This window comes from Pseudomonas beijingensis (genome assembly GCF_030687295.1).
Classification (GTDB): domain Bacteria; phylum Pseudomonadota; class Gammaproteobacteria; order Pseudomonadales; family Pseudomonadaceae; genus Aquipseudomonas; species Aquipseudomonas beijingensis.
This window is the reverse complement of sequence record NZ_CP117425.1, coordinates 4458296-4471240: the sequence shown is the minus strand read 5'-3', so window position 1 is coordinate 4471240 and position 12945 is coordinate 4458296. Positions and strand designations below refer to the sequence as shown.

The 12945-nt window shown below is 61.1% G+C and carries 13 protein-coding genes; 9 read left to right on the top strand and 4 right to left on the bottom strand.

Annotation, left to right across the window (positions count from 1 at the left end; all coding sequences use genetic code 11):
- Positions 1 to 909, bottom strand: coding sequence for a LysR substrate-binding domain-containing protein (locus PSH84_RS20045; RefSeq protein WP_305467158.1), 909 nt, complete (start codon positions 907 to 909; stop codon positions 1 to 3).
- An 85-nt stretch (positions 910 to 994) separates the two neighbouring features.
- On the opposite strand from PSH84_RS20045, the gene PSH84_RS20040 reads away from it, so the two are divergent.
- The gene (locus PSH84_RS20040) at positions 995 to 1918 is read left to right on the top strand and encodes a carbon-nitrogen hydrolase family protein (RefSeq protein WP_122565857.1); all 924 of its coding nucleotides are present in this window, start codon (positions 995 to 997) and stop codon (positions 1916 to 1918) included.
- A 1-nt stretch (position 1919) separates the two neighbouring features.
- Here the strand turns inward: PSH84_RS20040 and PSH84_RS20035 are convergent, their stop codons facing one another.
- Positions 1920 to 2390 (bottom strand): LEA/WHy family protein, encoded by a 471-nt coding sequence (locus PSH84_RS20035; protein WP_305481656.1) that lies wholly within the window; start codon positions 2388 to 2390, stop codon positions 1920 to 1922.
- Between the two features lie 272 nt (positions 2391 to 2662).
- On the opposite strand from PSH84_RS20035, the gene PSH84_RS20030 reads away from it, so the two are divergent.
- From PSH84_RS20030 to PSH84_RS20015, 4 genes are all read left to right on the top strand, one after another.
- A complete protein-coding gene (locus tag PSH84_RS20030; RefSeq protein ID WP_305481655.1) occupies positions 2663 to 3379 on the top strand; it encodes a helix-turn-helix transcriptional regulator in 717 nt (238 codons plus the stop codon).
- A 51-nt stretch (positions 3380 to 3430) separates the two neighbouring features.
- Positions 3431 to 3772, top strand: coding sequence for a nuclear transport factor 2 family protein (locus PSH84_RS20025; protein WP_122565511.1), 342 nt, complete (start codon positions 3431 to 3433; stop codon positions 3770 to 3772).
- Between the two features lie 211 nt (positions 3773 to 3983).
- Positions 3984 to 5111 carry a cell division protein ZapE gene (zapE, locus tag PSH84_RS20020; RefSeq protein ID WP_305481654.1) on the top strand — a complete coding sequence of 376 codons (1128 nt, stop codon included), beginning with the start codon at positions 3984 to 3986 and terminating at the stop codon, positions 5109 to 5111.
- A 57-nt stretch (positions 5112 to 5168) separates the two neighbouring features.
- Positions 5169 to 5663, top strand: coding sequence for a GNAT family N-acetyltransferase (locus PSH84_RS20015; protein WP_122565509.1), 495 nt, complete (start codon positions 5169 to 5171; stop codon positions 5661 to 5663).
- Positions 5664 to 5687: 24 nt separating this feature from the next.
- Here PSH84_RS20015 and PSH84_RS20010 read toward each other — a convergent pair whose 3' ends face one another.
- Together PSH84_RS20010 and PSH84_RS20005 are read right to left on the bottom strand one after the other, a co-directional pair.
- The gene (locus PSH84_RS20010) at positions 5688 to 7427 is read right to left on the bottom strand and encodes a phosphoethanolamine transferase CptA (protein ID WP_122565508.1); all 1740 of its coding nucleotides are present in this window, start codon (positions 7425 to 7427) and stop codon (positions 5688 to 5690) included.
- A 375-nt stretch (positions 7428 to 7802) separates the two neighbouring features.
- Positions 7803 to 7976 carry a DUF6026 family protein gene (locus tag PSH84_RS20005; RefSeq protein ID WP_163006701.1) on the bottom strand — a complete coding sequence of 58 codons (174 nt, stop codon included), beginning with the start codon at positions 7974 to 7976 and terminating at the stop codon, positions 7803 to 7805.
- Between the two features lie 274 nt (positions 7977 to 8250).
- Between PSH84_RS20005 and gnd the strand changes: the two genes are divergently transcribed.
- The 4 genes from gnd (at position 8251) to nhaA (ending at position 12880) form a co-directional block, all read left to right on the top strand.
- Positions 8251 to 9231 carry a phosphogluconate dehydrogenase (NAD(+)-dependent, decarboxylating) gene (gnd, locus tag PSH84_RS20000; RefSeq protein WP_122565507.1) on the top strand — a complete coding sequence of 327 codons (981 nt, stop codon included), beginning with the start codon at positions 8251 to 8253 and terminating at the stop codon, positions 9229 to 9231.
- Positions 9228 to 10748 carry a glucose-6-phosphate dehydrogenase gene (gene zwf, locus PSH84_RS19995; protein ID WP_305467152.1) on the top strand — a complete coding sequence of 507 codons (1521 nt, stop codon included), beginning with the start codon at positions 9228 to 9230 and terminating at the stop codon, positions 10746 to 10748. The genes gnd and zwf overlap by 4 nt, the downstream gene beginning before the upstream one ends.
- Positions 10745 to 11566 (top strand): HAD family hydrolase, encoded by an 822-nt coding sequence (locus PSH84_RS19990; protein WP_305481653.1) that lies wholly within the window; start codon positions 10745 to 10747, stop codon positions 11564 to 11566. The genes zwf and PSH84_RS19990 overlap by 4 nt, the downstream gene beginning before the upstream one ends.
- A gap of 132 nt (positions 11567 to 11698) precedes the next feature.
- The gene (gene nhaA / locus PSH84_RS19985) at positions 11699 to 12880 is read left to right on the top strand and encodes a Na+/H+ antiporter NhaA (RefSeq protein WP_122565504.1); all 1182 of its coding nucleotides are present in this window, start codon (positions 11699 to 11701) and stop codon (positions 12878 to 12880) included.
- Positions 12881 to 12945 lie beyond the last annotated feature (65 nt).

The window sequence follows — 12945 nt, the reverse complement described above, 5'->3', positions numbered from 1 at the left end:
TCAGGCAAACGTCGCGGTAATGGCCTCGCGTACCTTGAGCACTGCCGGATCCATTTGCGTGTGGGTCCGCCAGCCCAGTTCGATGGGGTAGCGGGGCAAGGCCAGGGGGCAGGGCAGCAAGGCCAGGCCGCTGAGGGCGGCGATGGCCCGGGCGGCATGGGCCGGAATCGTCGCCACGGCCTGGCTGCCCTTGAGCAGGAACGGCAACGCGGCAAAGTGAGTGGTCGAGGCACAGACTCGCCGACTCAGGCCAAGCCCGGCCAGCCCCTCGTCGGTGATACCGATGAACCCTCCCGAAGACACCAGCAGATGCTCACGGGCCACGAACGCCTCCAGGCTGAGGGATTGCTGGTCTTGCGCCAGGCTCGCCGCGTCCAACAGGCAAGCGTAATCGCCTTCGCCCAATACCTGGCGGCTGAGCAAGCGCTGCGCGAAACCGCCCGCCGTGATCGCCAGGTCGAGGTCGCGCTCCATCAGGGCCCGGCCGACGATCTGGCTGTGGGTCTGTCGGAAAATCAAGCGCAGGCCGGGTGCGCGGCGGGCCACCTCCTCGATCAGGCGGCGCCCATGGGCAATCTCGAAATCGTCCGACAGGCCGACGATGACCGAGCGGCCCTCGTAATGGCTGGCATCCGGATCGACCATCGCCAGGCTCTGGCGGCATTTGTCCAGTGCTTCGCTGATCACCGGCTTCAGCTGGTTCGCCCGTAGCGTCGGCGCCAAGCCCCGGCCCGTGCGCACGAATAATTGATCGCCGTATAAATCGCGCAGCCTGCGCAATGCGGCACTGATGGCCGACTGGGTCACGCCCAGGCGCACGGCGGCGCGGCTGGCGCTGGATTCGTCGTGCAGGGCTTCGAAGGTCTTGAGCAGGTTGAGGTCGATGTCGGCGATATTCATTAGGCTCATATCATTTAGCAGCATTTTGGGCTTTATTCATGATCGGCCGCTCCTTGAGAATCAGCAACACCTGATGATCAAGGAGTTGAAAACCATGCCCAAATCCATTGTGGCTGCCCTGCAGATCGGTTCGTTGCCTGGTGGCAAGGGCGAGACCCTGGCGCAGATCCTTTCCTATGAAGACGCCATTCGCCAGGCTGGCGCACGCCTGGTGGTGATGCCTGAAGCGTTGCTCGGTGGTTATCCCAAGGGCGAGGGGTTCGGCACTCAACTGGGTTACCGGTTGCCGGAGGGGCGCGAGGCGTTTGCCCGTTATTTTGCCAATGCTATTGACGTGCCCGGCGTTGAAACCGAAGCGCTGGCCGGACTGTCGGCGCGTACGGGGGCAAGCCTGGTGCTGGGCGTTATCGAGCGTGTCGGCAGCACCCTGTACTGCACCGCGCTGTATTTCGAACCCGATGCGGGCCTGGTGGCCCGGCACCGCAAGTTGATGCCCACCGGCACCGAGCGGCTGATCTGGGGCAAGGGCGATGGTTCGACCTTGCCGGTGATCGACAGCCAGGTTGGTCGGGTTGGCGCGGCGGTGTGCTGGGAAAACATGATGCCGCTGCTGCGCACCGCGATGTACGCCAAGGGGGTGGACGTCTGGTGTGCGCCAACGGTGGATGAGCGGGAGATGTGGCAGGTGACCATGCGCCATATCGCCCACGAAGGGCGTTGTTTTGTGGTCAGTGCCTGTCAGGTCCAGGCCTCGCCGCAGGCCCTGGGCATCGACGTTGCGCACTGGCCGGCCGAGCGGCCGCTGATTGCCGGTGGCAGTGTGATTGTCGGGCCCATGGGCGATGTGCTCGCCGGGCCGCTGAAAGACACCGCTGGGTTACTGACCGCCGAAATCGACACCGATGACCTGGTGCGGGCGCGCTACGATTATGACGTGGTCGGACATTACGCCAGGCCGGACGTGTTCGAATTGGTGGTGGACGAGCGCGCCAAGCCCGGCGTGCGCTTCACGGCGTGATTCACCACGTCGCCGCGGAACCCGGCAGTTCGAGGGTCCCGCGGTCGACGAAGCGCATCGTGCCGAACACGCCGCCGGCGAGCTTGCCCTTGAGCACGTAGGGCAGGTTGTCCAGGCTTTGGGTCTGGCTCAGGCCCAGGGTCTGGCGCAGCACGGAAAACGCCGAAATACTCACCGGCACGCTCAGGATCGCTTCGGAGAAGCGCGGGATCGAGCCGGTTTGGTCACTGACCCCCGTCGCCAGCGTACGGCCGTTGACCTCCAGGTCCAGCGCCACACCGTTGTAGTCGATGGCGGTTTCGTTGGGGTTCTGCACGCGCAGCTTCACGGCGAAGCGCACTTCCAGGCCCTGGTTGGGCAGCGGTTCGATGCCGACCACGTTGATGTTCAGCGGATCGCGGTGGGGGAAGAGGGCGCAGGCGCTTAGGCTGAGCAGCATCAGGAAAACGGAAAGGCCGAGGATTCTGCGCATGGATAAACTCTCAAGGAATGAAAAAACCGGCAGCGATTGAGCACGATACCCCACAGCGTTCCGACGACAACCGTGCCCTGCTGTGGGAGCAAGGCTTGCCCGCGATGAAGGTGGTGCGGTCTTTCAGGAACCGAGGTGTCTTTTTCGCGAGCAAGCTTTGCTCCCACAGTCTTGCGAGGCTCTCGGTCCTAACAAGGCTTATGGCTCCTGACAGTTTCTGACACCAGCCTCTGCTAATCTGCGTCATCTTTTTTCTTCCCGGACAGACCATCGTGTCGCGTACCACTCGGCTGCTCACTTTGCTGCAAGTCTTGCGGGGCAAGCGTTGCCCGGTCACCGCTGCGACATTGGCGGGCGAACTGAACGTTTCCGAGCGCACCTTGTACCGCGATATTGCCGAACTCACGGCCCTCGGCGCGCCGATCCAGGGCGAGGCAGGCATCGGTTATGTATTGCGCAGCGGCCTGTTCCTGCCGCCACTGATGTTCACCGCCGATGAAATAGAGGCCATTGTGCTGGGCTTGCGCTACGTGGATCAACGCGCCGACGAGGTGCTGGGCAAGGCCGCCGCCGACGCCCTGGCGAAGGTCGCCGCGGTACTGGCCCCGGATGTGCGGGATGCTCTGCGCAACCCCACGGTGCTGCCTGGCCCGCCGGGTTATGGCTATCCGCAGAACACCGTGGAATTGAATGTGTACCGCCAGGCCATTCGCGCCCAGGCCAAGCTGTACATTGACTACGCCGACGTGAACAAGACCCCGAGCCAACGCCTGATCTGGCCGCTGGCCCTGGGCTTTTTCAATGAAGCGCGGGTGGTGGTGGCCTGGTGCGAGTTGCGCGGCGCCTACCGGACCTTTCGCACCGACCGGATTGCCTCGGCCACCGAGCAGGGCGAGCGGTATCCGGGCCGGCGCAGCGATTTGTTGCGGGACTGGTTTGCGCTGATGAAGTTGGACGAAACCGGGCGTTTCACTCCTGACAAAAACTGACACAACGCTGTTCTAGCATGGTGCCAGATCGATAAAACAAGGAGCCGTACCATGTCCAATCCCGTCTCTTCCCTGGCCCCGGCCATCGCCGGCTACATCGCGGCTGCCAATGCCCGTGACAGTTCGGCGGTGACGCGTTTCTTCGCCGAGGATGCCAACGTGTTCGATGAAGGCCAGCACCGCGTTGGCACCCAGGCCATCGCCCAATGGATGGAAGACACCGCCCAGCGCTTCCAGCCGCGGGTGGAGGTCCTCAATGTGCAGCAGCGCACTGGCAAGGTGTTGGTGCAGAACCTGATTTCCGGGACGTTCCCCGGTAGCCCGCTGGAGTTGCGCTATACCTTTCGGCTCGATGAGCAGGGTAAGATCAGTCGGTTGGATATCTCGGTTTAAAGTTCTGCACTCAGGTCTGTGGGAGCAAGGCTTGCCCGCGATGAACGATAACGCAGTTTGGCTGTTAGACCGCGGCGCGACTATCGCGGGCAAGCCATGCTCCCACAGGCCTTGCTTCCACAGATAAACCCCTTGCCAGGGTTCTGTGCAGGGTTTCTGCAGTCGCCCGCCATGGCATACTCCCCACCTTCGTTTTCCGGACCCGGGCCGTATGACTTTCGACTCCCCCTTGACTGCCTGGCAGCATGCCATCGAACACCACGGCTTCGTCCAGGACGAAGCCCAGGAATTGGCCATCATGGCGCTGGAGCAGTGCCACCAGGCGTTGCACGAGCACGAGGGGCGCAAATCGATCAAGGGTGTTTATCTCTGGGGCCCGGTGGGGCGTGGCAAGACCTGGCTGATGGACCGCTTTTATGAAAGCCTCAAGGTGCCGGCGCGCCGTCAGCACTTCCATCATTTCATGGCGTGGGTGCACCAGCGCTCGTTCCAGCTCACCGGCACGCCGGATCCTTTGCAAGCCTTGGCCCGGGAGTTGAGCGCGGAAGTACGGGTGCTGTGTTTTGACGAACTGTTCGTCAACGACATTGGCGACGCGATCATCCTCGGGCGCTTGTTCCAGGTGATGTTCGAACTGGGCATGGTGATGGTGAGCACCTCCAACCTGCCGCCGGAAGAACTCTATGCCAACGGCCACAACCGTGAGCGCTTCCTGCCAACCATCACCGCGATCAAGCAGCACATGCAGGTCGTGCCAGTGAACGGCTGGCAAGACCATCGCCAGCACCCAGGCCAATTGGCGCAGCGTTATTGGTTGCGCGATCCCGGGCAACCCGATCCGCTGGCCAATGTCTTCAACCAATTGACCGCAGGGCAAGCGTCGAGCAGTGCACCGATTGAAGTCGGCCACCGTCTGCTTGAACCGGTCCAGGCCAGCGATACCGTGCTCTGGAGCCGCTACGCCGACCTGTGCGAGCAACCGTTCTCGGCGTTGGACTTCATGGCGCTGTGTGACCGCTTCAGCGTCATCCTGCTCAGTGACGTGCCCTGCCTGAGCGCCGAACAGCGCGAAGGGCGCATCGCCCGGGGTACTGAGGACGGCGTTGAACGGGTCGTGGCCGGTGACCGTGAACTGCCACAGTTGTCGGTCCACGACGACGGTGTGCGGCGGTTCATCGCTCTGGTCGACGAATGCTACGACCGCAAGGTACCGTTGTGCCTTTCGGCTGCGGTGCCGATGGATGAGTTGTACACCGAGGGCTATCTGCAATTCCCGTTTCGCCGTACGCTCAGTCGCCTCCAGGAAATGCAAATGCAACGTTTTGGTCAGCCTGCCTGACCTGTATCCCGCCGACGGCGTCGAGCCGCCGGTACTACCGAAGTGAGATGGAAGGTCATGGAAGAAGCCAAGGACATCCTTGTTCTGCAAGCCAGCTACACCAACCCGGTCCACGCCGAAGCGATCTGTCATGTGCTCAACGGCTATGCGCAGGACCCGATGGGCGGGGGACATCCGTTGTCGGCCGAGGTGCTGCTGCACCTGCCCGAGGAACTGGCCAAGCGTCCTCATGCTTTCAGCGTGCTGGCTTTCGTCAACGGCGAACCGGCGGGGCTGGTCAATTGTTTCGAAGGTTTTTCAACCTTTGCCTGCCGGCCCTTGGTAAATATCCACGACGTGGCGGTCATGCCGGAGTTTCGTGGCCTGGGGTTGAGCCAGAAGATGCTGCAGAAGGTCGAGGACATCGCCCGCCAGCGTGGTTGCTGCAAGATTACCCTGGAAGTGCTCGAGGGCAATGCCGTGGCCCAAGGCAGCTACGCCAAATTTGGTTTCGCCGCCGGCATGTTCGACCCGGCTCACGGTCATATGCAGTTCTGGATCAAGCCCCTGTAAAAGCGGGCTTCTGATCGGGTTCGGTTATTTCTGCACGACTTCAGCCAACGGCGCCTTGGGTTTCATCAGGCTAAAGTCGATCAAGGCCTTGCGCTGGGTTTGATACGGATCGCCGATCAGCAGCGGACGGGCCTTGAAGTCATCGCTGACCAGGCTTTTGCTGTGGTCCAGCTCATCAAAACTCAAGCCGGCCAGGTCCGCCCAGGTGTGAATCAGGTGCGAGCTGCTGTAGGGCCGGGACAGGTCGCCCGCAAAGTTCCAGTCATGGTTTTCCCGCCACTTGGGCGAGGCCCAGGCCATAAAGGGAATGGTGTACATCGGCGCGGTCGGCTTGCCTTCGTTCCGGCCAAGCGTGCCGTGACCCTGCGAATCGAACACGTCTTCACCGTGGTCCGACAGGTACAGCAGGAAGCCGTTGGGGTCGGTCTTGGCGTAATCCTTGATCAGGCTGGACACGACGAAGTCGTTGTACAGCACCGCGTTATCGTAGCTGTTGTAGGTCGGGACCTGATCATCGCGCAGGCCTGCCGGTACACCCTGGCGGTCAGTGAACTTGTTGAACGTCGGCGGATACCGGTACTGGTAGCTCATGTGGGTGCCGAGCAGGTGCACCACGATCAGCTTGCGTGGGGCGCTGTCGGCCATGGCCTTGTTGAACGGTTCGATCACGTCGCCATCGTACTGCGCGGCATTCTGGTTGCGGTTGTTGTTCAGGTACACCTGCTCATCGGCCTGTTGGGAAAAAGTCGTGAGCATGGTGTTGCGCTTGGTCATGGTCTGCTGGTTGGTGATCCAGAAGGTCTTGTAGCCGGCCTGCTTCATCATGCTCACCAGCGATGGCGTACTCAGGTACAGGTCTGGATTTTCCTCGTCGGCGAACGTCAGCACCTGTTGCAGCGCTTCGATGGTGTAGGGGCGCGGGGTGATGACATTGTCGAACACCGAAAGCTGGTCCTTGAGCTTGTCCAGCTCCGGCGTGGTTTCTCGCGGGTAGCCGTAGAGGCTCATGCGTTGGCGATTGGTGGATTCGCCGATCACCAGCACCAGGGTAGCCGGCTGTTCCGCCATGGCATCCTTGAGGTTGCTCAGAGGGGGAATCTTGCTGGCGCTGTGGAGCATGCCTTGCATGTTCTCCAGTTGCTCACCGTAGCGGCGGTAGGCCACCAGCATCTGCCACGGCACCGCCGGTTCGATGCGATTTTCGAATTTCTCCAGGCCACCGGCGAAGCTGCCGGTGCGCAGGGTCTGCTTGACCAGCGGATAGCCGACCACGGCGAGCACGAGAACAGTTGCCGCCACAAAGGCCTGGCCCCGGGGCAGGTATACCGGGCGCAGACGGGTCCAGAGCCAATAACCAACGGCGGTATGGGCCAGGAACGCCGCCACCATCCACCAGGCAAAATACTGGGTCAGGTACTCGCCGGCTTCAGACACGTTCGATTCGAACATGATGAAGATGACGCTCTGGGAAAATTCCTGCTGGTAAATGAAGAAGTAGCCCAGGCTGGCCATGGAGCAAGCCCACAGCACCACACCGATCAATGCCGCGAGCAAGCGTGTGCGGGCGGGGAAGAGCAGCAGGGGCGCAAGCCACACCGCACTCATCACGAACGCCTGGCGAAAGCCGGTGAAACCTGAGGTGTCGCTCAGCAGGATGAGCAGTTGGGTGATACCCGAAAAGTACCAGAAGAACAGAAACAGCCAGCCGAATCCGGCCCAGTCAAAACCTTTCGCAGTCGTTTTGCTGCGTTTGAACAAGCTCATCAAGCGCTCCAGCCTTTGTCGACGAAGCTGCCGGCACCGGATTGGTGACCGCAGGCTTGCGTCGAGCAACCTTAAAGGCGGGGAGTATTACGAGCCGGTTGTGAAAACTTTGTGAGTTTTTCGGATACAAAATGCAGATCAGATGCGAATGCACCTGGGGTAAGGAGGGATCTGTGAAAGCGAGGCCTGTAAGAGCATGGCCAGTGGGAGCAAGTCCTGTGAGAGCAAGGCCAGTGGGAGCAAGGCTTGCCCGCGATGAACGATAACGCGGTTCAGCTATTCGACCGCGGCGCGGCTATCGCGGGCAAGCCTTGCTCCCACAAAATGACACCGGTCTGGCCAGTGTCATTTCCCGACGCTATGTCTCAGGGGCGGTTACCGAGCCAGGGACTGGCTCTGATGGGACAGCTGTGAGTGTTGCAGCTGCATGCGCAGTTGCGTCACTTCATCGAGCAGCAGATCGCGTTCTTCCTTGAGTAGGCGCAATTCATCGCGACGAATGGTCACATAAAGGGTTTGGGGAGGACGTGCGGTAACGACAGGGCCCATTGCTCACCTCGCAAATGGCGTACATCAACTATAGAGATGTCGCCATGATTTGGTCGACACCTCTACTATCGGCGCCGATTCTGATTTCTTTTGCTTGTGATTGGAACTTTTTTATTTTTCATGGTCGCTGTGTCTTTGGCCGGATCTTGAGCGTTATCCCTTGTGATCGCTCGAATTACCCGGAAACTATGCAGCAATGCTCTGGACTAACCTCCTTTAGTCGATAGTGTTAAATCTTTGACACACCTTTATTTGTAGTAGGGAGCATCAGCACATGCAACTCGGGATCATTGGACTGGGCCGCATGGGCGGCAATATTGCGCGGCGCCTGATGCTCAATGGGCACGCCACCGTCGTCTATGACCGCAATGCCGCTTTTGTCGAAAACCTGCGCCAGGAAGGCGCCACGGGCGTCGCGGACTTGCCGGCGCTGGTCGCCGGCCTGGAAAAACCACGGGCGGTCTGGGTCATGCTGCCGGCCGGCGCGCCCACCGAAGACACCATCAACGTTCTCAGCGAGCTGCTCGAGCCGGGTGACGTGATCATTGACGGCGGTAACACGTATTACAAGGACGACATCCGTCGCTCACAGGCCCTGTCGGAAAAAGGCCTGAGCTACATCGATGTCGGCACCTCCGGCGGCGTTTGGGGCCTGGAGCGCGGTTACTGCATGATGATCGGCGGCGAGGCCGAGGTGGTGAAGCGCCTGGACCCGCTGTTCGACAGCCTGGCGCCGGGCATGGGCGACATCCCGCGCACCCGTGACCGCAAATCCGACGATGACCGTGCCGAACGTGGCTACATCCACGCGGGCCCAGCGGGTTCGGGGCATTTTGTGAAGATGATCCACAACGGCATCGAATACGGCATGATGCAGGCCTTCGCCGAGGGCTTCGACATCCTCAAGACAAAATCCAGCGAAAGCCTGCCCCCCGAGCAGCGTTTCGACCTGAACGTGGCCGATATCGCCGAAGTCTGGCGTCGTGGCAGCGTAGTCTCGTCCTGGTTGCTGGACTTGACCGCCGACGCGTTGGCCAGCGATCCGAAGCTGGACGGCTTTTCCGGTGAAGTTGCCGACAGCGGTGAAGGGCGCTGGACCATTGAGGCCGCCATCGAGCAAGCGGTGCCGGTTCCGGTCCTGTCCAGTTCGCTGTTCGCCCGTTTCCGCTCGCGTCAGCAAAGCACCTACGGCGACAAAATGCTCTCGGCCATGCGTTTCGGCTTTGGTGGCCACGTGGAGACGCCGAAAAAATGACCTCGATCGCCAGCAAATCCAAGGCAGAACCCGCGCCGCCGACCACGTTGTTCCTGTTTGGCGCCCATGGCGATCTGGTCAAGCGCCTGCTCATGCCGGCGTTATACCACCTCGGTCGCGACGGTCTGCTGGGCGATGGGCTGCGCATCATTGGGGTTGACCACAACGCCATCAGCGATGTGGATTTTGCCAAGAAACTCGAGGACTTCATCCGTAATGAAGCGGCGAGCAAGGGTGGTGATGCCGACCGCGCGCTCGACCCGGCGCTGTGGGCCAAGCTGGCCCAGGGCATCAGCTACGTTCAGGGTGATTTCCTCGATGACGGCACCTACCAGGCGCTGGCGGCGAAAATCGCCGCCAGCGGCACCGGCAACGCGGTCTTCTACCTGGCGACCGCGCCGCGCTTTTTCAGTGAAGTGGTCAGCCGCCTCGGTGCGGCCGGGCTGCTTCAGGAACAGGAGGGGGCCTTCCGGCGGGTGGTGATCGAAAAACCCTTCGGTTCCGATCTGCACACCGCCGAAGCACTGAACGCCTGCCTGCTCAAGGTCATGAGCGAGAAGCAGATCTATCGCATCGACCATTACCTGGGCAAGGAAACGGTGCAGAACATTCTGGTTAGCCGTTTTTCCAACAGTCTGTTCGAGGCGTTCTGGAACAATCACTACATCGACCACGTGCAAATCACCGCCGCCGAAACCGTCGGCGTGGAAACCCGTGGCAGTTTTTATGAACACACCGGTGCCCTGCGGGACATGGTGCCCAACCACCTGTTCCAACTGCTGGCGATGGTGGCCATGGAGCCGCCAGCGGCATTCGGGGCCGACGCCGTGCGTGGGGAAAAGGCCAAGGTCGTCGGGGCGATCCGGCCCTGGTCGGTGGAACAGGCCCGCGCCAACTCGATCCGCGGCCAGTACACCGCCGGCGAGGTCGGCGGCAAGTCGGTGACCGGCTATCGCCAGGAAGCCAACGTCGCCGCCGACAGCAACACCGAGACCTACGTCGCCCTCAAGGTCATGATCGATAACTGGCGTTGGGTGGGCGTGCCGTTCTACCTGCGCACCGGCAAGCGCATGAGCGTGCGGGACACGGAGATCGTCATCTGCTTCAAGCCGGCGCCTTACGCGCAGTTTCGCGACACTGAAGTCGACGAATTGCAACCTACATACTTGAGAATCCAGATTCAGCCCAATGAAGGCATGTGGTTCGATCTGCTGGCCAAACGGCCTGGGCCAGCGCTCGACATGGCCAATATCGAGTTGGGTTTTGCCTATAAGGACTTCTTCGAAATGCAGCCGTCCACGGGTTACGAAACCCTGATCTACGATTGCCTGACCGGTGACCAGACCCTGTTCCAGCGTGCCGACAACATTGAAAACGGCTGGCGCGCCGTGCAGCCGTTCCTCGATGCCTGGCAGCAGGACGCAACGGTCCAGCCCTACGAGGCCGGTGAAGATGGCCCGGCCGCCGCCGATGACTTGCTGGCCCGCGACAATCGCGTCTGGCATGGCCTCGGATGAGTGATCCGGTGAAGCGTCCCATCCGGTTTTTACTCAGCGACATGGACGGCACCTTGCTGCTGCCTGATCACAGTCTCAACCAGCGCACCATCGAAGCGGTTCGCGCATTGCGGGAGGCCGGGGTGCTGTTCAGCCTCGCCACTGGGCGGCCGCCACGGGCCATGTTGCAGCAGATCGAGGCCCTGGGCGTCGACCTGCCCACGGCGGCGTTCAATGGCGGCACGCTGGTTCATCCCGACGGCAGTTTCCTCGCCGTCCATTACCTGCCACCCGAGGCTGCATTGGCCACACTGGCGCTGTACGCCGATCAGCCTGGCATCGAAGTCTGGGTATTCGCCGATGGCGACTGGCTGGTGCGCGACGCCAACGGTCCGATGGTGCCGGTGGAGACGAGAGGCCTGGGCTACCCGCCGGTGGAGGTCGAGAGTTTCGAGCCTTACCTGGAGCGGATCGACAAGATCGTCGCCACCAGCGCTGATACGGACTTGCTGGTGGAGCTGGAGGCTCGGCTGCATCCGTTGCTCAAGGGGCAGGCCCAGGTGTCGCGTTCACAACCGATCTACCTGGATGTGACGGCGATGAAGGCGAACAAAGGCGAAGCGCTGTCGACCCTGGCCGCTTTCCTCGACGTGCCGCTGGAGCAGACGGCGGCGATGGGCGACGGTGGCAACGATCCGGCGATGTTTCACCGGGCGGGATTGTCGATTGCCATGGGCCAGGCGGAGGAGGCCATCAGGCGCCAGGCGTATGTGGTGACCGCCGCCGTGACCGAACACGGCGCGGCATTGGCGATAGATCGTTACATCCTGTTGAGGTAATGCGATTGCGAATCCTGCGCAAGGCTGCTTTCTCCGTAATCCTCTTCGATCTGAACGAGTTGTAAGACAACTACTACAGCTCGTCCAAGTATTGGGTAGAATCCAGGCCTGATCGGATTATGGGAGGAAATGATGGGGAACACTTCAACTCAGGGCGGTAATTCGCGCAAGGCCACGCCACTGGAGCGCTTCATGCAAGCGGAGTCCTCTGGCGGCATCGTGCTCATGCTTTCGGCGCTCGCTGCGTTGATCGTGGCTAACAGCCCGCTATTACCCACTTATACCGGTGTGCTGCATTCGTCCTTTTGGGGAATGTCACTTGAACATTGGGTCAACGATGCGTTGATGGCGGTGTTCTTTCTGCTGGTAGGCCTTGAAATCAAGCGAGAAATGCAAGTGGGGGAACTGGCCAAATGGAGCCAGAGAGCGCTGCCGGGGTTCGCTGCGCTGGGAGGGATGATCGTGCCCGCCCTCATCTATGCCTGGGTCAACAGAAACTCTGCCGAAACGTTGGCGGGTTGGGCCATTCCGGCGGCCACCGACATCGCGTTTGCGCTCGGAGTGCTCTCGCTTCTGGGCAGCAGAGTGCCGATATCCCTGAAGGTTTTCCTTTCCGCGCTTGCCATTCTCGATGACTTGGGCGCGGTCGCTATCATCGCCGTGTTCTATACCTCCGGCCTGGATGTGGCCATGCTTGCCGCCTCCGCCGCTGTGATCGCTGTGTTGTTCATCATGAACAGGGCCGGAGTCACTCGGTTGTTGCCTTATCTGGTGCTGGGTGTGGTGCTCTGGGTACTGGTGCTTAAATCAGGCATACATGCGACCTTGGCGGGTGTCGCCCTTGCTTTTTGCATCCCGTTGAACAAACACCTCGACGAAGCGCAGTCCCCGCTGCTCAGACTCGAACAGCGCTTGTCGCCGTGGGTTGCGTTCGTTGTCATGCCCATTTTCGGCTTCGCCAATGCCGGTGTTTCTCTGGCAGGGGTGTCCCTGAGCAACCTGCTTGATCCTGTGCCGCTGGGTGTTGCTGCCGGGTTGTTGCTGGGTAAACAGATAGGCGTCTTCACCTTCGCGCTGGTAGCGATCAAGACAGGGCTGGCGCAAATGCCGACCCACAGTTCGTGGCGACAGGTGTATGGGGTGGCGTTATTGTGCGGCATCGGCTTCACGATGAGTTTGTTCATAGGCAACCTGGCATTCCCCGGCGCCCAGTTGTTGATCGATGAAGTGAAGGTCGGCGTATTGGCCGGTTCTACCCTGGCCGCACTCGCGGGCATCCTGGTGTTGCGGTTCTGCGCCTCTTCGAGAACATGATTGAAGCCCGCCTGATGGTGGGCTTTTCAGTTATGCAAGCTTCAATAGAGGCATACGCCGCTCAA

Coding starts and splice junctions, on each gene's coding strand:
- PSH84_RS20040 (WP_122565857.1), top strand. CDS start 995: ATGCCCAAATCCATTGTGGCTGCCCTGCAGATCGGTTCGTTGCCTGGT.
- zapE (WP_305481654.1), top strand. CDS start 3,984: ATGACTTTCGACTCCCCCTTGACTGCCTGGCAGCATGCCATCGAACAC.
- PSH84_RS20025 (WP_122565511.1), top strand. CDS start 3,431: ATGTCCAATCCCGTCTCTTCCCTGGCCCCGGCCATCGCCGGCTACATC.
- gnd (WP_122565507.1), top strand. CDS start 8,251: ATGCAACTCGGGATCATTGGACTGGGCCGCATGGGCGGCAATATTGCG.
- PSH84_RS20005 (WP_163006701.1), bottom strand. CDS start 7,976: ATGGGCCCTGTCGTTACCGCACGTCCTCCCCAAACCCTTTATGTGACC.
- zwf (WP_305467152.1), top strand. CDS start 9,228: ATGACCTCGATCGCCAGCAAATCCAAGGCAGAACCCGCGCCGCCGACC.
- PSH84_RS19990 (WP_305481653.1), top strand. CDS start 10,745: ATGAGTGATCCGGTGAAGCGTCCCATCCGGTTTTTACTCAGCGACATG.
- PSH84_RS20045 (WP_305467158.1), bottom strand. CDS start 909: ATGAGCCTAATGAATATCGCCGACATCGACCTCAACCTGCTCAAGACC.
- nhaA (WP_122565504.1), top strand. CDS start 11,699: ATGGGGAACACTTCAACTCAGGGCGGTAATTCGCGCAAGGCCACGCCA.
- PSH84_RS20035 (WP_305481656.1), bottom strand. CDS start 2,390: ATGCGCAGAATCCTCGGCCTTTCCGTTTTCCTGATGCTGCTCAGCCTA.
- PSH84_RS20010 (WP_122565508.1), bottom strand. CDS start 7,427: ATGAGCTTGTTCAAACGCAGCAAAACGACTGCGAAAGGTTTTGACTGG.
- PSH84_RS20015 (WP_122565509.1), top strand. CDS start 5,169: ATGGAAGAAGCCAAGGACATCCTTGTTCTGCAAGCCAGCTACACCAAC.